Annotated in this window: 20 protein-coding genes; 8 read left to right on the forward strand and 12 right to left on the reverse strand. The window is 62.9% G+C overall.

From position 1 onward, the window contains the following. Positions 1–342 precede the first annotated feature (342 nt). Together ATH90_RS16215 and ATH90_RS16220 are read left to right on the forward strand one after the other, a co-directional pair. A complete protein-coding gene (locus tag ATH90_RS16215) occupies positions 343–1,257 on the forward strand; it encodes a GGDEF domain-containing protein (RefSeq protein WP_098466785.1) in 915 nt (304 codons plus the stop codon). Position 1,258: 1 nt separating this feature from the next. Continuing rightward, the gene (locus ATH90_RS16220) at positions 1,259–2,296 is read left to right on the forward strand and encodes an AraC family transcriptional regulator (RefSeq protein WP_034106472.1); all 1,038 of its coding nucleotides are present in this window, start codon (positions 1,259–1,261) and stop codon (positions 2,294–2,296) included. Here ATH90_RS16220 and ATH90_RS16225 read toward each other — a convergent pair. From ATH90_RS16225 to ATH90_RS16245, 5 genes are all read right to left on the reverse strand, one after another. Beyond that, positions 2,283–3,164 carry a LysR family transcriptional regulator gene (locus ATH90_RS16225; protein WP_034106473.1) on the reverse strand — a complete coding sequence of 294 codons (882 nt, stop codon included), beginning with the start codon at positions 3,162–3,164 and terminating at the stop codon, positions 2,283–2,285. The genes ATH90_RS16220 and ATH90_RS16225 overlap by 14 nt on opposite strands. 182 nt (positions 3,165–3,346) lie before the next feature. After that, entirely contained in the window at positions 3,347–3,964 is a 618-nt protein-coding gene (gene ycaC, locus ATH90_RS16230; RefSeq protein WP_034106475.1) for an isochorismate family cysteine hydrolase YcaC, read from the reverse strand. A gap of 24 nt (positions 3,965–3,988) precedes the next feature. Then, positions 3,989–5,827, reverse strand: coding sequence for an amidohydrolase (locus ATH90_RS16235; RefSeq protein WP_098466786.1), 1,839 nt, complete (start codon positions 5,825–5,827; stop codon positions 3,989–3,991). Beyond that, entirely contained in the window at positions 5,824–6,414 is a 591-nt protein-coding gene (locus ATH90_RS16240) for an antibiotic biosynthesis monooxygenase (RefSeq protein ID WP_098466787.1), read from the reverse strand. Before ATH90_RS16240 ends, ATH90_RS16235 begins: the two co-directional genes overlap by 4 nt. A gap of 816 nt (positions 6,415–7,230) precedes the next feature. Continuing rightward, positions 7,231–8,139: a LysR family transcriptional regulator gene (locus ATH90_RS16245; protein WP_034106552.1), complete on the reverse strand. Its 909-nt coding sequence runs from the start codon at positions 8,137–8,139 to the stop codon at positions 7,231–7,233. A 204-nt stretch (positions 8,140–8,343) separates the two neighbouring features. On the opposite strand from ATH90_RS16245, the gene ATH90_RS16250 reads away from it, so the two are divergent. Further along, complete coding sequence (locus tag ATH90_RS16250; RefSeq protein ID WP_034106482.1) at positions 8,344–8,742, forward strand: helix-turn-helix domain-containing protein; 399 nt, start codon at positions 8,344–8,346, stop codon at positions 8,740–8,742. A 57-nt stretch (positions 8,743–8,799) separates the two neighbouring features. Continuing rightward, positions 8,800–11,562 (forward strand): ATP-binding protein, encoded by a 2,763-nt coding sequence (locus ATH90_RS16255; RefSeq protein ID WP_098467689.1) that lies wholly within the window; start codon positions 8,800–8,802, stop codon positions 11,560–11,562. Here the strand turns inward: ATH90_RS16255 and ATH90_RS16260 are convergent. Together ATH90_RS16260 and ATH90_RS16265 are read right to left on the reverse strand one after the other, a co-directional pair. After that, positions 11,509–13,032, reverse strand: a complete 1,524-nt coding sequence (locus ATH90_RS16260; RefSeq protein ID WP_098466788.1) for an ATP-binding protein — start codon at positions 13,030–13,032, stop codon at positions 11,509–11,511. The two genes, ATH90_RS16255 and ATH90_RS16260, sit on opposite strands and share 54 nt — an antisense overlap. 95 nt (positions 13,033–13,127) lie before the next feature. Beyond that, positions 13,128–14,078: a GlxA family transcriptional regulator gene (locus ATH90_RS16265; protein ID WP_098466789.1), complete on the reverse strand. Its 951-nt coding sequence runs from the start codon at positions 14,076–14,078 to the stop codon at positions 13,128–13,130. 180 nt (positions 14,079–14,258) lie between these two features. On the opposite strand from ATH90_RS16265, the gene ATH90_RS16270 reads away from it, so the two are divergent. Next, entirely contained in the window at positions 14,259–14,981 is a 723-nt protein-coding gene (locus tag ATH90_RS16270; RefSeq protein WP_098466790.1) for a pirin family protein, read from the forward strand. A 121-nt stretch (positions 14,982–15,102) separates the two neighbouring features. Here the strand turns inward: ATH90_RS16270 and ATH90_RS29735 are convergent, their stop codons facing one another. Next, a complete protein-coding gene (locus ATH90_RS29735; RefSeq protein ID WP_211290117.1) occupies positions 15,103–15,342 on the reverse strand; it encodes a hypothetical protein in 240 nt (79 codons plus the stop codon). Between the two features lie 4 nt (positions 15,343–15,346). Here ATH90_RS29735 and ATH90_RS29740 point away from each other — a divergent pair, with 4 nt between their 5' ends. Beyond that, positions 15,347–15,817: a hypothetical protein gene (locus ATH90_RS29740; protein ID WP_211290118.1), complete on the forward strand. Its 471-nt coding sequence runs from the start codon at positions 15,347–15,349 to the stop codon at positions 15,815–15,817. A 24-nt stretch (positions 15,818–15,841) separates the two neighbouring features. Here ATH90_RS29740 and ATH90_RS16280 read toward each other — a convergent pair whose 3' ends face one another. Continuing rightward, on the reverse strand, positions 15,842–16,801 hold the full coding sequence (locus tag ATH90_RS16280) for a GlxA family transcriptional regulator (protein ID WP_098466792.1): 960 nt from the start codon (positions 16,799–16,801) through the stop codon (positions 15,842–15,844). A gap of 108 nt (positions 16,802–16,909) precedes the next feature. Between ATH90_RS16280 and ATH90_RS16285 the strand changes: the two genes are divergently transcribed. Then, positions 16,910–17,452 carry a thioesterase family protein gene (locus ATH90_RS16285; protein WP_098466793.1) on the forward strand — a complete coding sequence of 181 codons (543 nt, stop codon included), beginning with the start codon at positions 16,910–16,912 and terminating at the stop codon, positions 17,450–17,452. Positions 17,453–17,502: 50 nt separating this feature from the next. On the opposite strand, the gene ATH90_RS16290 is transcribed toward ATH90_RS16285, so the two are convergent. Together ATH90_RS16290 and ATH90_RS16295 are read right to left on the reverse strand one after the other, a co-directional pair. Beyond that, positions 17,503–18,828 (reverse strand): LLM class flavin-dependent oxidoreductase, encoded by a 1,326-nt coding sequence (locus ATH90_RS16290; RefSeq protein WP_098467690.1) that lies wholly within the window; start codon positions 18,826–18,828, stop codon positions 17,503–17,505. Then, the gene (locus ATH90_RS16295; protein WP_098466794.1) at positions 18,825–19,763 is read right to left on the reverse strand and encodes an aliphatic sulfonate ABC transporter substrate-binding protein; all 939 of its coding nucleotides are present in this window, start codon (positions 19,761–19,763) and stop codon (positions 18,825–18,827) included. The genes ATH90_RS16290 and ATH90_RS16295 overlap by 4 nt, the downstream gene beginning before the upstream one ends. A 245-nt stretch (positions 19,764–20,008) precedes the next feature. On the opposite strand from ATH90_RS16295, the gene ATH90_RS16300 reads away from it, so the two are divergent. Then, the gene (locus tag ATH90_RS16300) at positions 20,009–20,953 is read left to right on the forward strand and encodes an aliphatic sulfonate ABC transporter substrate-binding protein (RefSeq protein WP_034106499.1); all 945 of its coding nucleotides are present in this window, start codon (positions 20,009–20,011) and stop codon (positions 20,951–20,953) included. Positions 20,954–21,601: 648 nt separating this feature from the next. Here ATH90_RS16300 and ATH90_RS16305 read toward each other — a convergent pair. Beyond that, on the reverse strand, positions 21,602–23,077 hold the full coding sequence (locus ATH90_RS16305) for an FGGY family carbohydrate kinase (RefSeq protein ID WP_098466795.1): 1,476 nt from the start codon (positions 23,075–23,077) through the stop codon (positions 21,602–21,604). Positions 23,078–23,082 lie beyond the last annotated feature (5 nt).

Here is a 23,082-nt window from a genome sequence, read left to right on the forward strand (position 1 = left end):
ACTGGGAGGGCACGCTAGGGGCGAGGGATGACGGTTCTGTGACAGGGATGGGCGCGAAGGCCCGTAAACCCTGGTCTAGAGCCGTGTGAAGCGAACAAATGAGCTGAATTGACCCCAATCCGAAGTGGGCGTTGAGTTGCCTGCAACAGCGGTCTGTCTGCTAGCGCTGGATTAGCTGGCGCAGCGCTTTCGCCGGCAAGCCAACTGCCACATTGGCGCTGTGTTTGGCGAAAAAAAGTATCTATGCCATGAGCTGATTCGACCCCTCCCGACCGTCACGCGAATGTCACATCCATCTGCTGTGCTGGCGCCCATCGCTTATTTGCCCAAGGACTCGCGGCCATGTTTTCCGTGCTCAAGCTTCACCGCTGGAAACTCTCCCTGTTGCTGATCGCCGCCAACCTCGGGCTGATCCTGCACCTGGCCTGCGGCGAATTGAAAAGCTTCAGCGAGTGGGTGTGGCTGGATATCTTTGGCGAAGGCGGTTCCGCCCTCCTCGCCCTGGTCTGGCTAGGCCTGGTGCTGAAAAGCCGCCCCGCCGGACGCGTCACCCAATACCTGGCGCTGGGCCTGTCGTGCATCTTCTTCTCCTGGTGGATCGACAGCCTCGACGAATTTATCCGCCTGCCCGACAGCATCACCTGGGACCACTGGCTGGAGTCAGGGCCGATGCCGGTGGGCATGATCCTGCTGACGATCGGCATCTACCACTGGCACCGCGAACAACTGGCGATCAGCGCGCAGATGGAAAAACGCGAACGCTTGTTCCGCGAGCATCGGTTGTTCGACAAACTCACGCCATTGGCCGGCGCCGATTACCTCAAGCGCCAGTTGGCCGACAGCCTGCAAGACAGCCACGACCAGCAGCAACCGCTGTCATTGCTGGCCCTGGACCTGGACAACTTCGCCGCCATCAATCGGGCCTACGGGCATGCCGAAGGCGACGCGGTCTTGCAGGCCCTCAGCCATTTGTTGCTGCTCAACCTGCGCCGCCAGGACCTGCTGTGTCGCCTGGCGGGTGACCGTTTTGTGGTGCTGTTGCCCAACACCGGCGAGCGCCAGGCCAAGGAACTCGCGCTGGAGTTGAAACACGCGGTAGGCGGCCTCGCGCACAAAACCCGGCTGCACGGTGAACGCTTGCAACTGGCGGCGACGACTGCTGTGGTCATGGCCCTGGACGAGCCACCCCACGACTTGCTCAAGCGCCTCAACCTGGCCCTGGCCAGGGCCAAGCAACCCTTGGCGAAAAGTGCCTGAGATGGCCGTCAAGACCCGTTGGTATGAAGCCGACAGCCGCTTCATACCGGGGCACTACCAACCGGCCACGCTGATCGACCTGGCCTTGTCCCGGGATATCGACAGCCACCGCCTGCTGCGCGGCACCGGGCTGTTCCACGAGGATATCCTCGCCGGTACGGCACGCCTCAGCCCGCAGCAGTTCCTCGGATTGATCGGCAACAGCCGTAAATGGCTCGACGCCGACGACAGCAGTTTTCTCTTTGGTCAGCGACTGTTGCCGGGCTATTACGGCGCAGCCAGCCATGCCCTGGGCCATGCGCAGAACCTGCACCAGGCGCTGGAGATCCTGATCCAGCAACAAGTGTTGCTCAGCCCGTTGGTCACGCTGCAACTGGAGCTGGATGACCACCACGCCTACCTGTACTGGTTGGACAGTTGCGGCGCCGGTGAGCATTGGCGCTTTTTGCTCGAGGCCAGCATGACCTCGCTGGTTGCCATGAGCCAATGGCTCGGTGGGGAGCGGCTACCATGGGTGTGCAGTTTCAGCCATGCCGAACCGCGTTACGTCGAGCAATACTGGGTGCACCTCGGCGAAGAGACGCGCTTCGAGCGGCCGCTGGACATGATGAGTATCTCGCGTGAACACCTCACCCGCGCCTGGCCGGGTGCCTCCGCCACCGCCGGCCAGGTGGCGCGCCAGCAGGCCCGCGAGCAGATCGAACAGCTGGGCTTTGCGGGCAGTTTCCTCGACTGCCTCTACGACTATCTACGCGAGCACGTGCGCCAACCGCCAAGCCTGGAACAGGCCGCGCACGCCTTCGCCATGAGCCCGGCAACCCTCAAGCGCAAACTGCACAAGCACAACACCGGCTTTCAGCAACAGGTCGACCGTGTGCGCAAGCAGGTGGCGTTGCACCTGTATCAGGTCAAGGGCTACAGCAATGATGAAGTGGCGGCCTACCTCAACTTCAACGACGCGGCGAACTTCCGTCGCTCGTTCAAGCGCTGGACCGGCAGCACACCCAACCTGATCCGCCAGCTGTTCAACAGCCGCTAGCCAGGCGTTCGCGCAAAAACTCCACCAGCGCCTGGACCGGCCGCGAACCTTGCCGGTGCTGCGGGTACACCGCCGACAGCGTCAGGGCCTCGGGGGCGAAGTCATCCAGGACACTCACCAGGCGTCCCTCCTTCAAGGCGTCGCCGATGATAAAGGTCGGCAGGTACGTCACGCCCAAGCCGGCAATGGCGGTGTCGCGCAGCAGGTCGCCGTTGTTCACGCGCATGCGCCCAGTGACATTCAGCGCCTGCACCTTGCCCTTGAAGCGCCACTGCACCTGGCGGCCATGGCCGTAGGGCAGGCAATCGTGCTCGGCAAGGTCATCGGGCTTTTGCGGCGTACCGCGCCGGGCCAGGTAGTCGGGGCTGGCGCAATACACCCGCGGGATGCTGGCGATACGGCGGGCAATCAGGGTGGAATCTTCCAGGGTGCCAATGCGCAGCACCAGGTCATAGCCTTCGCCGATCAGATCCACGGGACGGTCGCTCAAGTCGACCTCCACCGACACTTGGGGATGGCGCTGCAAGAACAGCGGCAACAGGCAGCCCAGGTGCGCCATGGCAAACGACAACGGCGCACTGAGGCGAATGGTGCCGCGAGGCTCGCTGTTCTGGCCGGCGATGCCCTGCTCCACTTGCTCGACTTCACCGAGCAGGCGCAAGGCGGATTCGTAGTAGCTCTGGCCGAGTGGCGTGACATCCAGTCGGCGCGTGGAACGGTTGAGCAGGCGCACGCCCAGGCGGTCTTCCAGTTGGATCAGGCGGCGGCTGACGAACTGCTTGGACAGGCCCAACTGTTCGGCGGCGGCGGTGAAACTGCCGGATTCCATGACCTGGCAAAACAGGCGCATGTCTTCGAAGGGGTTCATTGTCGCTTCTCAGTAGACATTTGGCTGGTTTATAGCCTGTCAGTGGCCACACCACAAACCAAAATGTGAGAGCGGGCTTGCCCGCGAATGCGGTGGATCAGTCCATTAATCTGTCGACTGATACTCCGTACTCGCGAGCGAGCCCGCTCCCACACGTGAGCAGCGGCGTTATGCAGAACGGGTTACTTGGCCGTGAACGCCGAGTAGCTGTTCATCAGGTTGCGGTAGTTGGGGATGCGTGGCGACAGCAGGTTGGCCAGGCCTTCCATGTCGTTGCGCCAGTCCACTTGCAGCTCACAGGCTACGGCGAACCAGTTCACCAGTTGCGCACCGGCGGCGGTCATGCGCGCCCAGGCAGCTTGTTGCACGGTTTCGTTGAAAGTGCCGGAGGCGTCGGTGACCACGAACACTTCAAAGCCCTCATCGAGGGCGCACAGGGTCGGGAAGGCAACGCACACATCGGTCACCACGCCGGCAATGATGATCTGCTTGCGGCCGGTCGCCTTGACCGCCTTGACGAAATCCTCGTTATCCCAGGCGTTGATCTGGCCAGGGCGGGCGATGTAGGGCGCATCCGGGAACAACGCTTTGAGCTCTGGGACCAGGGGGCCATTAGGACCGCCTTCAAAACTGGTGGTCAGGATCGTCGGCAGGTTGAAGAACTTGGCAACGTCCGCCAGAGCCAGCACGTTGTTCTTGAATTCGTTCGGGGAGAAGTCCTGGACCAGCGAGATCAGGCCGGTCTGGTGATCGACCAACAGGACAACGGCATCATCTTTGTTCAAGCGCGAGTAAGTCATGGGGTAACTCCTTTGGGGGTTTGATTAGAAGGCAAAGCACGAGCAGCCAAACGCACCCCAGAAACCCTGGAAGTCGCTGACCGGCACGCTGGAAAGACGCGCTTTTTCATGGCTGTGGGCGTGCACGCCGCAGGGGCCACTGCACTGGTGCGCGTGAGCCTGCAACGGCGAACCCGGGCGCCAGTGCCCCGGTACCTTGACCACTGGCGACCAGTCCGGCAGCACCGGAACCCGTGGCGGCGCGTACTCGTCGAAATCGCCGGCGCCATAGACCACCTTGCCGCCGACCACGGTCATTACCGACTCAATCCACTTGATCGCTTCTTCATCGACACTGAAGAAGTCCGCCGACAGTGCCGCCACGTCCGCCAACTGCCCGACCTTGATCTGGCCTTTCTTGCCCTGCTCGGACGAGAACCAGGCGCTGCCATGGGTAAACAGTTCCAGCGCCGTGAGGCGTGGCAGGCCTTCGGCGTGCAGCTCCAGGCCACCCACGGTACGGCCACTGACCATCCAGTACAGCGAGGTCCACGGGTTATAACTCGACACCCGCGTGGCGTCCGTGCCCGCGCCGACGGGCACGCCTTCAGCGAGCATGCGCTTGATCGGCGGCGTGGCTTCGGCGGCCTTGGCGCCGTAACGCTCGACAAAGTACTCGCCCTGGAACGCCATGCGGTCCTGGATCGCAATACCGCCACCGAGGGCGCGTACACGCTCGATATTGTTCGGCGTGATGGTCTCGGCGTGGTCGAAGAACCACGGCAAGCCGTTGAACGGGATGTCGCGGTTGACCTTCTCGAACACATCGAGCATGCGCGAAATGGACTCGTCATAGGTGGCGTGCAGGCGGAAAGGCCAGCGCTGCTCGACCAGATGACGCACCACCGGCTCCAGCTCCTGCTCCATGGTCAGCGGCAGGTCTGGACGTGGCTCAAGGAAATCCTCGAAGTCGGCCGCCGAGAACACCAGCATCTCGCCGGCGCCGTTGTGGCGCAGGTAATCATCGCCCTGGTGCAAGGTGACGCTGCCGGTCCAATTCTTGAAGTCGCTGAGCTCTTCCTTGGGCTTTTGGGTGAACAGGTTGTAGGCGATGCGCACCGTCAGTTGCTCATCCTTGGCCAGTTGCTCGATCACTGCGTAGTCATCGGGGTAGTTCTGGAAACCACCGCCGGCATCGATGGCGCTGGTGAGCCCCAGGCGGTTGAGCTCACGCATGAACTGACGGGTCGAGTTGACCTGGTATTCCAACGGCAGTTTCGGGCCTTTGGCGAGGGTCGAATACAGGATCATCGCGTTGGGTCGTGCCACCAGCATGCCGGTGGGGTTGCCATTGCCGTCACGCACGATCTCGCCACCCGGCGGGTTCGGCGTGTCCTTGGTGTAGCCGGCCACGCGCAGCGCAGCGCGGTTGAGCAAGGCGCGGTCGTACAGGTGCAGCACGAACACCGGGGTGTCTGGCGCGGCCTGGTTCAACTCTTCCAGGGTCGGCATGCGTTTTTCGGCGAACTGGAATTCGTTCCAGCCCCCCACCACACGCACCCACTGCGGGGTTGGCGTGCGGTCGGCCTGGTCCTTGAGCATGCGCAGGGCGTCGGCGAGGGACGGCACGCCTTCCCAGCGCAGTTCGAGGTTGTAGTTCAGGCCACCACGGATCAGGTGCAGGTGCGAGTCATTGAGGCCGGGGATCACAGTGCGGCCCTTGAGGTCGATGACCTGGGTGCCGCTGCCTCGCAAGGCCATGGCTTCACCGTCGGTGCCCACGGCGACAAAACGCCCTTCGCGGATAGCAACGGCAGTGGCGCGCGGGTTTTCACGGTCCACGGTGTGGAATTGGCCATTGAACAGAATCAGATCGGCGTTCATAGGGTTTCCTTTACAGAGGCTTCAAGCCAGGGAGCGAACAGGCGGGTGGCCGCCGGCATCAGCAGGTAGACCACCAGCAACACGATGGTCAGGGTCACCAGGAACGTGGCGACCACGTAGTTGGAGAGAAACGGGTGCAGGCGCAGCACCGGGCCCCACACGATAGGCACCAGCAACGTCAGCGGCAGGATCACAAACAGGGTGACCACCGCCTGCTTCCAGCGCGGCGGCTTGGCGGCGCTTGGGGTTTCGGGGTTGAACCAGAATTCGTTGACCGCGCCGATTTCGGTGTTGTCGCCGTCGGCGAGCATGGGGGTGGCTTCGGCGATCAGGGCTTTGCGCTCGGGGGAGTCGAGCCAGGTTTCCAGGTCGTCGGTGGAGCGGTAGCGCAACACACAGGTGAACAGCGCCAGTTTGCCCTGCTTGACACGCACCACATCGACGCCGAGGTGGCCAGGGCGTGCGCCGGCGATACGCACGATGCGGCGTAGCCAGGCCTCGTAGTCGGCCTCCAGGCCGGGTTTGACGAGGTGTTTGACCACCAGGGTGACGACTTCGTCGGGGCCTGGTTTTGCTGCTGGGTCCATGGGGTGTCCCTCTGCCTTGAAGATTCAGCGATGAGGGAGTGTGCGGGGGGATGGGATGGGGAAAATTGGATGTACGTGCTGTTTGGAGGTGCGTGCGCCGCAGAATGGTTTTCTGTGGGAGCTGGCTTGACTGCGATGCGGGCAACTCGGTACATCAGGCACACCCGGTTGATGCTATCGCAGGCAAGCCAGCTCCCACCTTTCACCGAGTTCGACAGTCATAAACCGGTCGGCTCTTGGGGCCCTGTGCTTGGATGAGTAGGTCAATCACCTACCTGCTTTTGTGTGGGAGCTGGCTTGCCTGCGATGCGGGCAACTTGGTACATCAGGTACACCCGGTAGATGCCATCGCAGGCAAGCCAGCTCCCACCTTTGACCGAGTTCGACAGTCATAAACCGGTCGGCTCTTGGGGCCCTGTGCTTGGATGAGTAGGTCAATCACCTACCTGCTTTTGTGTGGGAGCTGGCTTGCCTGCGATGCGGGCAACTCGGTACATCAGGCACACCGGGTTGATGCTTTCGCAGGCAAGCCAGCTCCCACCTTTGACCGAGTTAGACAGTCATAAACCGGTCGGCTCTTGGGGCGCTGCGCTTGGCTGAGAGGTCAATCACCTACCTGCTTTTGTGTGGGAGCGGGCTTGCCTGCGATGCAGGCAACTCGGTACATCAGGTACACCGAGGCGGGGCGAGGTGCCGAGTGTTGGGGCGAAGCGTTTTTGGTTACGTTTGGCGCTCTTCCAACGGTGAGCCGCTGTAAGCGCGGAACCAAATAGCCGCCGTTACCTAAAAACGGGTATTCACCCCATCAAAAAACTATCAGACCACCCGAGCCATATGCTCCCCAATCCGCGCCCGCAACCACCGCTCCGCCGGGTCATTGTCATGCACCCCGCTCCACACCATCGACAACTCCGCCGCATCAATCGCAAACGGCGGATCCTCCGCACGCAAAGCAGTGCCCTCGGTCAAGGCACACGCCGCATAATCCGGCACCGTCGCAATGATCTGCGTCCCCGCCAGAAGCGCCCTTAGCCCGCTGAACTGCGGCACCGCCAATACCACCCTGCGCGAGCGGCCGATGCGCGCCAGGTCCAGGTCGATGTTGCCGCTCAAATCCCCGGAAAACGACACCATCGCATGCGGCCGCTCGCAGTAGTCATCCAGGGTCAGGGGTTCGGAACCGGTGTCCCCACGCAGCACCTTGCACGGAATATCCCGCAGCTTCTTGCGCTTGGCATTCGCTGGCAATTCCGTGGTGTAGCTGACGCCCACGGTGATTTCACCACTGGCCAGCAATGACGACATCAGCAGGTAATTGGCCCGGCGCACCACCACGATGATCCCCGGCGCTTCTTCACGCAGTTGGCTGAGCAACGGCGGGAACAAGCCGAACTCGGCATCGTCGGAGAGGCCGATACGGAACACCGCACAGCTGGTGGAAGGGTCGAAATCCTTGGCACGGCTGACCGCGCCGGAAATGGTGTCCATGGCCGGTTGCAACTCCTTGAGAATCGCCAAGGCGCGTGGCGTGGGCTCCATGCCCCGGCCGTTGCGCAGCAGTAATGGGTCGTCGAACAAGTCGCGCAATCGCCCCAGGGCCGCGCTGACCGCCGGTTGGCCCATGAAGAGCTTTTCGGCGACCCGGGTCAGGTTCTTTTCGAACATCAGCGCTTCGAAAATCACCAGCAGGTTCATGTCGACGCGGCGCAGGTCGTTGCGGTTCATGGTGGTACCCAAACGGTTGGCAAGCTCACAGATAAGCACGCAACCCGTTATCCGGATTGCATGCCTGTGCTGTCTTTTCCAAGCCTGCACCTGACGAAATTAACAACGATTAACTCGTCAGCCAAACGGTCCGGCAACAAGATTAGCCCGGTCTACACTGCATCCATTCACCGGGAACGCTCCCATCGACTGCGGAAAATTGTCATGGCCCGACTCGAGCAATATACCCCTCGCTTGTCCGCCACCGGTGGCTTGTGCCCCCGGCGCGAGCGTATCGCCAAGCAACTGATTCTGGCCAACCTCGGCGAAAGCCTGGCCATTGCCGACCTCGCCCAGGCGTGCGCTTTGTCGCGCAGTCATTTTTCCAGGGCGTTCAAGTGCACCACCGGTTTGTCGCCGCAGGAATGGATCCGCGAGCAGCGCATCCAGCGGGCCAAGGAATTGATCACCGGTTCGAGCCTGAGCCTGACCCAAATCAGCCTCGAATGCGGGTTTTGCGACCAGGCGCACTTCTGTCATATGTTCACTCGCAGCGAAGGCGTCAACCCAATGACCTGGCGAAATCACCAATTGCGCCACAAGCCCCAAGTGATTGCGGCCTAGTGGTGTGTAGCTGGCTGGAATATGCTGGCCGCTCCCCCATTCCCAAGCATGGCCCCCATGAGTGACCTCAGCGACCAGGCTGTGCAATTCGGCCCCTACCGCATCCACCCGCGTCAACGCCTGGTGCTGGAAGCTGGCCGCCCGCTGCGCCTGGGGCGACGCGCGGTGGATATCCTGCTGATCCTGCTGGAGCAGGCCGGCAATGTGGTGAGCAAGCAGGAATTGATCGCCCGTGTGTGGCCCAAGAGCGTGGTGGAAGACGGCAACCTGCGGGTGCACATGGCGGCGTTGCGCAAGGCCTTGGGCGATGGCCAGGCCGGGCAGCGCTATATCGTCACGGTGGCCCAGCGTGGCTACAGTTTTGTCGCACCACTGAGCATCGAGCCGATGACGCTACCCGCCGAGGGTGCCCCACAGCGCCCGTGCCACAATTTGCCCTTGCGCCGAACCCGCATGATCGGTCGCCAGGCCTTGATCGACAGCCTGGTGCAGCGACTGCCTGAACAACGTTTCATCACCCTGACCGGTACTGGTGGCATTGGCAAGACCACCGTCGCCTTGCGTGTCGCGGAGTTGCTGATCGGGCATTACCGCGACGGTATCCGCCTGCTTGACCTGGCGCCCCTCAGCACGCCATCGATGATCCTGCCCAACCTCGCCGCCCTCCTGGACCTCACCCACGCCGGGCAAGAACCCCTGGTCGCGTTTGCGCGCAGCCTGCAGGATCGCCAGTTGCTGCTGGTGATCGACAACTGTGAGCACCTGCTGGACGACATCGCCCTGATCAGCGAAACCCTGCTGCGCCACGCGCCCAAGTTGCACATCCTGGCGACCAGCCGCGAGGCATTGCGCGCCGAAGGCGAGTACGTGCAGCGCCTGGCCCCCCTGGCCTGCCCGCCTGCCACCGGCAATCGTGCCCAGGCACTGGGCTACCCGGCCCTGCAGTTGTTGATCGAGCGGGCCATGTCCCATCAGGACAACTTTGAGTTGAGCGAGGCCGAACTGCCGCTGGCGATTGATATCTGCCAGCGCCTGGACGGCATTCCCCTGGCCATCGAGCTGGTGGCGGCGCAGATCGAACACGTTGGCCTGCCCGGATTGCTGGTGCAGATGGAGGATAACTTCCGCCTGCTCACGCGCGGTCGGCGCAGCGCCCTGCCCCGTCATCAAACCCTGCGCGCCACGCTGGACTGGAGCTTCGAGCGGCTGACGGCCTGCGAGCAGATCTGCCTGCGGCGCCTGGCGGTGTTCCGGGGCGGGTTCAGCCTGGCCAGCGCGGCGGCGGTGATCGCCGGGGAGCAGGTCGCACCCACCGAGGTGCTGGGTTCGATCACGCAGTTGGTCGCCAAGTCCTTGCTCAATGTGGAGGCCGGTGATGACGAAATGGTCTATCGCCTGCTGGACATCACCCGCACCTATGCCCTGGAACAGCTCAGCGTCGCCAATGAGCTGGACGCCACCCGCGAGCGCCATGCCGGGCGCTGCCTGGCACTGATGGAGCAGGCGCGCGACGATTGGGAGCTGATTGCAACCCAAGCCTGGATCGACCGCTACGCCCCCCTGCGCGAAGACGTGCGTGCCGCCCTCGACTGGGGGCTGGCGGACGCGGGTGAACACCTGCTGGCGATCCGTCTGACAGTCAGTGCAATGCCGCTGTGGCAAGAGTTGTCGTTGCTCAGGGAGCACCGGTTGTATGTGGACAAGGCACTGGCGCTGATGGGCAAGGCCCGCTCGCCGTGCCCGCGGTTGACCATGCAACTGCAACTGGCGCTGGGCAGCCTGTCGTATCACGCCATGGGCGGTGCCCCGCAGACCATTGCCGCGTTTGCCAGTGCCCGGCGCCTGGCCGAGGAGCGCCAGGACGTAGCGGGACAACTGCGCGCGGTCTCGGGGCATATGGCGGTGAACCTGTGTGCGGGCCTGTATCGCCAGGCGCTGGCACAGAGCGTGCAGTTCGATCGACTCGACCCGCGCACCGACCCGCAACTGGACATCAGCGCCCAACGCCTGCGCGTTCTGGCCCAGCATTACAACGGCAACCAGGCCCTCGCCCGGCACAACGCCGAGCAGGTGATCCAGCGCATGGCGCACAGCGGCCACCTCAACCGGTTTGCCCACGGTATCGGTGTGCAATACGACCAGAGCGTGGCGTCACTGACGGTGTTGGCGCGGATCCTGTGGCTGCAAGGTTTGCCCGAGCAAGCCTGGCGCACCGCCAGCCAGGCGTTGACGCTGGCGCAGCAAATCAATCATGGCACCTCCATCTGCTACACCCTGGCCCTGGCGACCGTGGTCATCGCCCGCTACAACGGGGACGTACACACCGCCCAATCCTTGCAGGCATTGCTGCTGGAGCATGCCCACAAGCATTCGGTGCAGTTGTTCCAGACCTGGTCGGGGCACTACGCCGGCACCCTCGGTCACAAGGACCTGCAAGGCCTGGGGCTGGTCCAGGACATCCTGGTCACCCTGGGTTCCCACGCAGTGGACGACCCGTGCGTCGAACGCGCCCGCACGGGCGAAGCGGGCTGGTGCGCCCCGGAGATCTTGCGGGTCCGCGCCGACAGCATGACCGACGCCCGCGCAGCAGAGACATTGCTGTTGGAGGCCCTGGGCCTGGCCCACCAGCAAGGCGCGCTGGCCTGGGAGCTGCGTTGCGCAACGTCATTGGCGCGACGGTGGCAGGCCCAAGGTCGTGTGCAGGCCGCCAGCGATCTGCTGAACTCGATCTACGGGCGTTTCACCGAGGGCTTTGCCACCCCGGATCTAGTGCGCGTACGCCGCCTGCTCGACGAGTTGCAAGACAAACGGCCGGCCTGAATACGGTCCCAGGTAATGCCCATACCCCTGCTGCAAACGCGCCACCTGCACCGGGTCGCGCAAGTGCGCCAGTGCATAGCTGCGCACGCAATTGAGCAAGCGGTAGCGCGCATGGCCGGGGCCGGGTTCAAGGGTCAGCAGTGACGCGTCCACCAGCCGCCCCAGCAGGTAGGACAGGTCGGCGTGTTCCAGCTCGGTGCCGGCCACCAGTTCACTCAGGGTTGGCAGCGTCACCGCCATCTTGAACAACCCCAATTGCAGGAACAGCCAGCGCTCCGGCAGGCTCAGACGCTGGAAGGTCCAGTCCAGCGCCGCCGCCAGGGACTGATGACGTTCCACCGCCGTGCGCCGGCCCCGGGTCAGCACTTGCAGGCCCTTGCTCAACTGCTCCTGCAAGCCGCGCACGCCAAGGGCCTCGACTTGGGCGGCGGCCAGTTCCAAGGCCAAGGGGATGCCATCGAGGCGCCGGCAGATATCGCGCAGTGGCGCCAGGTCCTGGGGCCGCAACACAAACCCCTGCTGACCGGCACGAACGCGTGCCACGAACAGTTGCACCGCCGGGTAACTCATCGCCTGTTCGACGCTGCCCAGCGCCGCTGGTGCAGGCACCGCCAACCGAGGCACGCGTTGCACCCATTCGCCGGGAACGTGCAGGGCTTCTCGGCTGGTGACCAGCACGCTGACCAGAGGGGCTGTTTCCCGTAGTACGCGCACCAGGTGCCGGCAGGCGCCGAGCAGCAGGTCGGCGCCATCAAGCACCAGTAGGAGCTGGCGCGAAGCCAATTGGCGGCCCAGTTCGACAGCACTGGCACTGGGCTCAAGGTGCAGCACCGCGGCCAGGTGGCGCAGCAGGGTCACCGGCGCTTGGACGGTGGCCAGGTCGACCCACCACACGCCGTCGCGGTAGCGCGGCAACACATGTTCGGCCAACGCCAGGGCGAGGGTGCTTTTGCCAACGCCGGCGCAGCCGGTAAGGGTCATCAGGTTTTGCCCCGACAGGCGTCGCACCAGCACACCCAACAATGCCTCGCAGCCCATCACCGCGCTGAGTCGTGCCACCAGGTTGTGCCGGGGCAGTGTGGCTAGCAGGCCACCCTGCACCTTGGCTGCGAAACAATAGCCCCGCTGGGGGTCGTTGAGGATATAGCGCTGTCCGTCAAGGGCGCGGCGCAAAGCCGCGATGTGCACGCGCAGGTTGTTCTCTTCCACCACGCTGTGCGGCCAGACCCGCTCGATCAGTGTCGCCTTGCTGAAAAATTGCCCAGGCGCTTCGAGCAGTACCGCGAGGATATCCAGCGCGCGTCCGCCCAACGGCACCGGCCAGCCAGCCTTGCTGACCAACCGTTGTTGCCGGTGAAAGACATAATCGCCGAAGCGAACCGTGCCATCCGCGTCAATCGCCTGGGAATTGTTCATCTGTGTCATAGCGCTGAAACACCCGGCCTTGGGCATCTGCGCATCCTTTTCCATGGGCTTGACGCTATCTTGCCAGTTGGCGTTGACAGGACAATGCTGGCACGGGGAGCGACACGGACAATCGGGTGCGCTAAACGGACATTCTGTCGTTAACTGAACTGCTGTCGGTATTGGGTCGGGTTGAGACCCAGTTTCTCGCTGAACAGAAAGCGCATATGCCGCACGCTGCCGAAACCTGCATGGAAAGCCACGGTCTTGAGCGGCAGGTCGGTGGTCTCCAGCAACTGCCGGGCACGGTCGATGCGCGCGCCTTGCAGGAAGGCCATGGGGGTCATCTGCACGTCCTTGGCGAACAGCCGCGCAAAGTGGCGCGCGCTCATGCCGGCCATCGCGGCCATGGACTCGATGGTGAAAGGTTGGTCCAGATGCTCCAGCACATGGTTCTGCACGCGAGTAATCGCGGTTTCCTGGGGCGCTACCGCCGCCGTCATCGGGCTGAACTGGGCCTGCCCACCCTGGCGTTTCATCACCACCAGCAGCACCTTGGCCACTTCCACCGCAACCTGCTTGCCATGGTCCTGAGCCACCACCGACAGCGCCAGGTCGATACCCGCGGTGACCCCACCCGAAGTGATCAGCCGCCCGTCCTGCAGATAGATACGATCAGTTTCGACCCTCGCCTGGGGGAATGCCTTGATCAGCCGTTCGGTGTAGTGCCAGTGGGTGGTCACGCGATGACCGTCCAGCAGGCCGGCATGCCCCAGTACAAAGGCCCCGGTGCAGATAGAACCAAAGCGCCGCGCCCTTGGGGTGGCCACCTGGAGCCAGGACAACAAGGTAGGGTGGCATTCGTTATAGGCACCGGGACCACCGGGTACCAGCAGCAAGTCGTAGCTGTCCTGAGCCTGGTCCAGCAACAGGTCGGCCTGCACCACCACGCCATTGGAGGCGCGCAACGGCCCGGGCTCGGTACCGATGGTGAGGATCTGGTAGTGCTGCGCCACCGGCAGGTAGCGATTGGCGATGGAGAACACTTCGAGCGGCCCGGCCATGTCGAGCAGCAGGAAGTCCGGAAACAGCGCCATGGCCACGGTTTTCATATCAGGTCAGGTCCATCGGAGAGGAAGGCGGCGGGCATTATGCCACGCTTGCAACTGTCAACCTAAAGGAGACAGTTATTCAGTTTTTAGCTTCTTAATGAATTTCACAGTAACCATTAACCTTCTTCTCAACGCCGGAGCCCTGCATATCGCAGCCCGCTCCCACTTGAGGACAAGACCATGCTGACCCTTCGCAAAGCTTCCGAACGCGGCGCCGCCAATCACGGTTGGTTGAAGTCGTTCCACACCTTCTCGTTCGCCAACTACTGGAACCCGAATGAACAGGGTTTTTCCGACCTGCTGGTGATCAACGATGACCGCGTGGCGGCCGGCAAAGGCTTCGGCCAGCACCCGCACCGCGACATGGAGATCTTCTCCTATGTGCTGGAAGGCGCCCTGGAACACAAGGACACCCTGGGCACCGGTTCGGTGATCCGCCCTGGCGATGTGCAACTGATGAGCGCCGGCAGCGGCGTGGCCCACAGCGAGTTCAACCACAGCCAGACCCGTGGCGTGCACTTCCTGCAGATCTGGATCGTGCCCGCCGTGGCGGGTGCCGAGCCACGTTATCAGCAGGAGCACTTCAGCGACGCGCAGAAACGTGGGCGCTTGCAGTTGATCATTTCGCCAGACGGCAACGACGGCTCCCTCAGCGTGCGCCAGGACGCACGGGTGTATGCCGGGCTCTTCGACGGTGACGAGGCCGCGACCCTGGACCTGCAACCGGAGCGCCATGTGTACATCCATGTGGCCCGGGGCAGTGTTGAAGTCAATGGCCAGCGCTTGCAGGAAGGCGACGGCGCCCGGGTCCGTGAGGAGCGGCAGATCCGCTTGAGCCACGGCGACGACGCCGAGGTGCTGGTGTTCGACCTGCGCCCGCAGGAACTGCCGCAGATGCCATGACCGGCCCTGTGATGGCTCGCGACGACGAGCCATCGCTGGCGTCGATAGTCACCATCATTCCAATGAAGTTCTCTTAAAAAATGCAACGCGTAACATCAAACCCATACCCGGCAACACCCAACTAAAACACTCGGAGCACACTCTCATGAAACGCCAAATCTTGCTTAGCCTCGCTTTCTCGGTACTCGCTGTAAACGCATTCGCTCATCCTGTCGTGGCTGAAGGCGGTTCGGATCGCCTGATCGAAAGTCGTGTTGCCGAGGGCGGTTCCGACCGGCTGCAAGGTAACCGTGTTGCCGAAAATGGCTCGGACCGCCTGCTGGAACGTCGTGTAGCCGAAGGCGGTGCCGATCGTTTGCAAGAACGTGGCCTGGCTGAAGGTGGTGCTGATCGCCTGCAAGAACGCGGCCTGGCTGAAGGCGGTGCTGATCGCCTGCAAGAACGCGGCCTGGCTGAAGGTGGTGCTGATCGCCTGCAAGAACGCGGCCTGGCTGAAGGTGGTGCTGATCGCCTGCAAGAACGTGGCCTGGCTGAAGGCGGTGCTGATCGCCTGCAAGAACGTGGCCTGGCTGAAGGTGGTGCTGATCGCCTGCAAGAACGCGGCCTGGCTGAAGGTGGTGCTGATCGCCTGCAAGAACGTGGCCTGGCTGAAGGCGGTGCTGATCGCCTGCAAGAACGTGGCCTGGCTGAAGGCGGTGCTGATCGCCTGCAAGGCAACAACGCATAATCCCGCGCTGCTGGCGGGAACCCCAAACCGGCCTGATCAGCCGGTTTTTTTTCGCCTGTGGTTTGGGGTTAATGCAGGTCGCGGTTCGCCCCAAGCACCGCCTTGCTGATCTGTTGCCGGTGACATCGCTGGATCAGGCCGGACGGACGAGGAATTTCTTGCGATACGCCGCCGGCAACAGGCCCACCCGTTGCTGGAACAGCCGGCGAAACGAGTTGCTGTCTTCATAGCCGACCGCGTAGGTGATGCTTTCCAGGGTCATGCGGGTCGACTCCAGCATTTGCTTGGCCCGCTCCAGGCGCAGGGTCTGCAGGTAGGCAATCGGTGTGTAACCAGTGGCCTCCTTGAAACGCCGCTTGAAATTGCGCACGCCAAAACCGAAGCGTCGAGCCACGTCGTCGATGACCAACGGCTCAGCAAAATGCTGCTCCAGCCAGTACTGCACGCGCAAGATCTCGCTGTCACCATGGCTTTTGGGCAGCGACCACATGGCATACACCGATTGCTCGCTGCGCACATTATCGATCAGCAAGTATTTACCGCAGGTGTGGGCCAGCTCCGGCGAGCCGAAACGGCGGATCAAGTGCAGCATCAAGTCCATCGCTGCACTGGCGCCGCCGCTGGTGATCACGCGGTTCTCTTCGCAGAGGATCTGCGTGTCATCCAGGTTCACGTCCGCGTAGCGTCGACGAAACAGCTCCGCCAGCGCCCAGTGGGTCGTGGCGCGCAGGCCCAGCAACACACCCGACTCAGCCAACAGAAAGGCCGCCGTGCACATCGACGCCAATACCGCACCGCTTGCGTGTTGGTCGCGCAACCAGGCGGCATAGGCCGGAAACGTCGGCAGCGCTTCCTTCAAGGTGAACAGAAACCCTGGAACCAGTACCAGGTCGGTACGCGCGATCTGCGCTATCGAGCAGTCCACCTGCAAACGCTGGCCGCCCCAGGTATCCACGGCCTGGCCATCCAGGGAGGCAACCGCTACGTCGAAGGGCGGGCTGTCGGCAAACAGGTTGGCGGCGCTGAGCATCTCCAGGGCCATGGTGGCACTGGCGGCGGAGCAGCGATCGGCCAGGAGCAAAGTGATGTGCATGACGGGAACCTGGTTGCGCTTTTCGCATGTAATAAGTCATTTGTGCACCTACCTTAGCCGATTCCACGCCTTTACAGTGCTGCCACCGATCAACTGTCTGGCGTCTTTATGAATCTCTGGTTTCGCTTGCTCTTCATGCTGTCCCGACGCCCCTGGCGCAAACCCGTGCACGGCCTGGCCACCACCGTGGTGCGCATGCGCGTCTGGCCGCTGGACCTGGATATCAACCGGCATGTCACCAATGGCCGCTATTTTTCCCTGGCGGACGTTGCACGCATGGATTTTGTGTTGCGCACCGGCGCCTTTCGCGTGGCACTGCGCAACAAGGCGCTGCCGATCGTGGGCGACACCTGGGGCAAGTTCCGCCGGGAGTTGAAGCTGTTTGAAGTCTTCGAGGTGCACACCCGCATGCTCGGCTGGGACCCTAAGTGGAGCCTGATGGAGCACCGCTTTGTCAGCAACGGCCGGGTGGTCGGCGTGGTGGTGATGCGCGGACTGTTCCGCTCGGCCAAGGGCACCCTGCCGCCGAGCGATTTTGTGCGCGAGCTGGGCCTGGATGAAACATCGCCACCGCTGCCGCAGTGGCTCAGCGATTGGGCGCACAGCTGTGATGAAATGAGTGTTCAGTTACGCGGGGAGGAGCAGGCTTGAGTGCGTTTAGATCGCCTTCGCAGGCAAGCCGGTGCCCACATCGACCGCGTTCAGCCCAAGAGTTCGGACAGGCCCAGGTGCTCGCGCAGCGTCGACCCTTCGTACGCCCTGCGGAACAACCCCTTGCGCTGCAAATGCGGAATCACGCTCTCGACAAACGCCGTGAATGAGCCCGGCAAGTACCCCGGAGAAATCACAAACCCATCGCAACCACCCTGTTCGAACAGCTCGGCCAACTGGTCGGCCACCTGCGCCCCGGTGCCGACCAATTGCGGCACTCGCACGCTGCTGGCGAAGATCCGCCCGAGTGCTTCCAGGGTGGTTTCGGGGCCCTGCATCAAGAGCTTTTCAGCCGCAGCCGGGTGGATCAATGGCGACTGGGCGATCTCGGCCAATGTCGCGCTTAGCGGGAATGGCGACAGGTCCACATTCAACTGCGAGGCCAATGTCACCAGCCCCAACTCTGGGCGTGCCAGCGCGTTGTGCTGATCGCGCTTGGCCCGGGCCTCGGCTTCGCTGCCGCCAATGAACGGCATCACCGCCGTCAGCACTTTGCAGCTATCGGCCTCGCGACCTTGCTGCACCACCTGGGCGCGCACGTCGTCACGGAACGCGCGCATGGCCGCCAAATGCGGGTGAATGGTGAAGATCGCCTCGGCCCAACGCGCGCCAAAGCGCCGGCCACGTCCGGAAGATCCGGCCTGGATCAGCACCGGCCGGCCCTGGGGCGTGCGCGGAATATTCAACGGGCCTTCAACCTTGAACCACTCACCCTGATGCTGCACCGAACGGATCAGCTCGGGGTCGGCCAGCACACCGCTTTGCCGATCCAGCTTCAGCGCGTCCTTGCCCCAGCTGTTCCAGAGCTTCAACGCGACTTCGACAAACTCATCGGCACGGTCGTAGCGCAGATCGTGTTCCAAGTGTTTGTCCTTGCCAAACAGGCGCCCTTCGCTGTCGTTCATCGAGGTGACGATATTCCACGCCGCGCGGCCCTTGGACAGGTGATCGAGGGTGGCGAATTCACGGGCGATGTGCGCCGGTTCGTAGTAGGTGGTGGAACGTGTCGCGCCCAGGCCCAGCTTGCTGGTTTTACCGACCAGGTAAGACAGGATCGGCAACGGGTCCAGGCGCGTAGCGTCCTGAGCGCCGTAGCGCAAGGCGAACTCGCGGGAGCCGCCCATTTGATCGCCCACGGCCAGGCGGTCGGCGAAGAACAGGAAGTCGAACAACCCCTCCTCCACCACCTTGGCCACGCGTGCGTAGTACTCGGGGTCGAGGTAATTGCCGACGGTTTCCGGGTGGCGCCACACTGCATGGCTGTGCACCACTGGCCCACTCAACAAGAACGCGGATAAATGGATTTGGCGGCTCATGGCTTGGGTGTCCATACGGTGATGTCGTTGATCTTCAGCGCCTTGGGGATCAGCTTGGCGGCGTGGTAGGTGTCGGCGATGCGCTGTTGCTCGGCGAGGTTTTCCAGCTTGACCGGGATGATGTCGTAGCTGCGGCGGCTATTGGCGCGCTCCACCGTGGCCGGAGCAATATTGCCACACAGCGGGCCGAGGATGTCGGCGGCCTCCTTGGGATGGGCCTTCACCCATTGACCGGTTTCGCGCAGGGTGTCAAAGGTCACCTGCAACACGTCTGGGTGGGCCTTGGCGAACTTCGTCGTTGCCAGGTAGAAACGGTTGTAGTCGGCCAGGCCGTCCTTGCCGTCGGCGATCACCCGTACGTGGTGATCCAGTTCTTGGCTGGCGAGGAACGGGTCCCAGATCACCCAGGCATCGACACTGCCATTGGCGAAGGCCGCACCGCCGTCCGGTGCTTCCAGGTAACGCGGGGTGATATCCGCCAGGGTCAACCCAGCCTTTTTCAGCGCGCGGATCAGCAGGTAGTTGCTGCCCGAGCCCTTGGACACGGCGACGGTCTTGCCCTTGAGGTCGGCGATGCTGTGGATCGGTGATGGGTCCTGGACGATGATTGCCTGGGCGCCCGGCGATGAGTTTTCCTGGGCGTAATAGGTCAACGGTGCATCGGCGGCCTGGGTGAACAGCGCGAACGCGTCCGCCACATCCGCATGCAGGTCGACGCTACCGGCGTTCAACGAGCTGAGCAGGCCGGTGCTGAATTCGTGCCAGTTCACTGTGAAACCGAGGGGCTTGAGGCGCTGCTCCAACTGGCCATTTTGCTTGAGCAGGATCCAGAGGGTCGAAGAACGCTGATAGCTGATATCCAGGGTTTGCTCGGCATGGGCCGCCGCTGCGGCGAACAATAGACTGGCGGCGACGATAAGTGTCTTGAACGTCATGAAGCGCCTTGGCGTGGGTGTGGGAAAGACGGCTGCCTATGCCAAAAAACCGCGTAAGGCCGCTCAGTAGCGTCAATTCGATTATATTAATGACGGCAAAATATGAAAGAACCCTATAATTCTATCGTTATGCCCAATTCATCGGATCCGCGAAAAAGCGCCCTAAGCTAAGACCGAAAGAGTATTTAACGAATATTTTTTAGAACTTTAAGCTCGGGATTATTTCGTTAGAGATCGAGCACGCCATGTCCATTCGTCGTCCCCTCGCCGCCGTACTCGGGTTGCTGGCCTTTTCTGTCGCCGTCAGCGCCGACGCCCAAGAAACCGTGCGCATCGGTTACCAGAAATCCTCGACCCTGATCACCCTGCTGAAAACCCAGGGCACCCTGGAAAAAGCCCTCAAGGCCGACAACATCGACGTGAGCTGGCACGAGTTCCCCAGCGGCCTGCCGCTGCTGGAGGCGTTGAACGTGGGCAACGTCGACATCAGCGCCGACGTGGCCGACACCGTGCCGATCTTCGCCCAGGCGGCCCAGGCCAAACTCACCTACTTCGCCCAGGAGGCGCCCTCGCCTTCAGCCCAGGCCATCGTGGTGCGCAAGGACTCGCCAATCCAGCAATTGGCGGACCTCAAGGGCAAGAAGATCGCAGTCACCAAGGCGGCCGGCACGCACTACTTGCTGATTGCCGCACTGGCCAAGGCGGGCCTGGCCTTTTCGGATATCGAGCCCGCCTACCTGTCGCCCGCCGATGGCCGCGCAGCGTTCGAGAACAACAAGGTGGATGCTTGGGTCACCTGGGAACCCTTCCTCACCAGCGTGCAACGCCAACTGCCCACGCGCACCCTGGCGGATGGCGCCGGGCTGGCCAGCTACAAGCGCTACTACCTCACCGGCACGCCCTACGCCAAGGCGCACCCGGAGGTGTTGAAGGTGGTGTATGAGCAGTTGGAAAAGGCCGGCCGATGGGTAAAAACCCACCCACAGGACGCAGCAAGCGTGCTCGGCCCGCTGTGGGGCAACCTCGATGTGGCGACCGTTGAAGCGGCCAATGCGCACCGCAGTTATCAGGTGCAGCCGGTAACGATCGATCAATTGGGCGAACAGCAAAAGATTGCCGATGCCTTCTTCAAGGCAGGGTTGTTACCCAAGGCCGTGGACGCCCAGGATGTGCAGACCTGGAAGCCTTGAGGACACAACAGGAACCACTCGCCACCTGCGAAAGGAGACATACCGGCCCCTCCCCCCATCCACGATGCGAAGCGAGCCGCTGTTGCTCTTGATCCTGCTTTTGATCTCAGACGCCCCATCAAACACGCTGGCCGGAATTCGACAGGGATTTGGGGGGTAAACCGGCAGGGATGCCGGTTTAGCCGCCCCGCGCCATGGAAGGCGCGTGGCGGCGGCCCCCCAAATCCCTGTCGGATTACGGGTACACCGAGCGTGAGCGAGGTGCCGAGTGTTGGGGCAAGAGCGCTTTGCTTACTTTTGCGCTGTTCAAAAGTGAGCCGCTGTAAGAGCGGAACCCATGGTGGCCGTTACCTAAATAACGGATATGTACCCGGTCTGATCCAACATCCAGGTCGGCTGTCAGGCCGCCTTCGCGGGCAAGCCCGCTCCCACAGTTGGAACGCGGGGTGACAGGCAGAGAGTGGTTGGCTGTCAGGGCGCCTTCGCGAGCAAGCCCGCTCCCACAGTTGGGTCGTGGGGTGACAGGCAGATAGTGGTTGGCTGTCAGGCCGTCTTCGCGAGCAAGCCCGCTCCCACATGTTTGGATCGCGGGGGATCCGTTACATCTCGCCACAAGCCCAGCGCCTTACCAGCACCTGTGCATCCCGGTCACAAGAGTGCCCGGGCCAAAGCCTTTTTCCACGCCGAATATCGCCAAGCCATCGCAGGGTCATCCTGCGGCTCGAACCGCTCCCGCTGACGCTCCAACTGCCCCAGCGCGTCATCACTGGACCACACCCCCAACGCCCGCCCCGCAAGGTGCGCCGCGCCAAGCGCCGAGACTTCCGGCGACAGGCTGCGCACCACCGGGCGTTGCAGCAGGTTGGCCAGGAACTGCATCAGCCAACGGTTGCGCGTCGCGCCGCCGTCCACCCATAGCTCTTTTAATGGGCTGCCGATGTCCTGCTGCATGGCTTCGAATACATCCCGGATCTGATAACCGATGGACTCCAGCGAGGCCCGCAGGATATGGGCGCCGGAGGTGGCTTCGGTCAGCCCGCAGATCAAGCCACGTGCATCGGCCTGCCAGTGCGGCGCGCCCAGCCCGGACAGCGCGGGCACAAAATATACGCCGCCGTTGTCCGGCAGTTGCGCGGCTTGCTCGGTGAGGGCATCCAGGGATTCACCCGCCACCAGGCGCGAGGCCCACTGCACGGCGGCGCCGGTGTGGACGATATTGCCTTCCATACCGAAAGTGGGTTGGCCGCCGTCATGCCAGGCCAGTGTGGTGGACAGCCCGTGGGTCGACGCAATCGGCCCGCTCATGGGCGTCATCAAGGACGAACCGGTGCCAAGCGTCGCCTTCACCAGCCCCGGCGCAAACCCGCCCTGCCCATACAGCGCAGCGTGGGAGTCGCCGATCATCGACATCACCGGGATACCCGCGGGCAACCCACCCACCGCGACGGTTTCAGCAAAAAAGCCGGCGCTCGGCTGGATCGGGGCCAATGCGACCAACGGAATCTTGAACAGCGCCAACAGCGCTGGGTCCCAGGCACAGGTGTGCAGGTTGAACAATTGAGTACGCGCCGCGTTGGAGAAATCAGTGGCGAACACTTGGCCGCCGCTGAGTTTCCACAGCAGCCAGCTGTCCACCGTGCCCAGGCAGATATCGCCGGCGGCAGCCCGCGCGTGGCCGTCCTCAAGGTGGTCGAGAATCCAGCGGAACTTGCCTGCCGAAAACATCGGGTCCAACGCCAACCCGGTCTTTTCCAGAATCAATGCCTCATGACCCTGCTCATGCAATTGGGCACATAGCGCGGTGGAGCGCCGGCATTGCCAACTGATGCACGGCGACAGGGCTTCGCCGGTACGACGGTCCCAGGCCACGACCGATTCACGCTGGTTGCTGATAGCCAGGGCGGTGACAGGCCGATCGACCTGGGCCAGGCATTCCTCAATGGCGGCCAGGGTGCTGTGCCAGATCAGCAGCGGGTCCTGTTCGGAAAACCCAGGCTGCGGATGATGGATGCTCAGCGCCCGCGAGCCCCGGGCAATCACCTGCCCGCGTTCGTTGACCAGCACCGCCTTGGCGTTGCTGGTGCCTTCATCTATCGCCAGTATCAGCGGAGTGTCGTTGGTCATCGCAT

It is taken from the genome of Pseudomonas lurida, assembly GCF_002563895.1.
Classification (GTDB): Bacteria; Pseudomonadota; Gammaproteobacteria; order Pseudomonadales; family Pseudomonadaceae; genus Aquipseudomonas; species Aquipseudomonas lurida.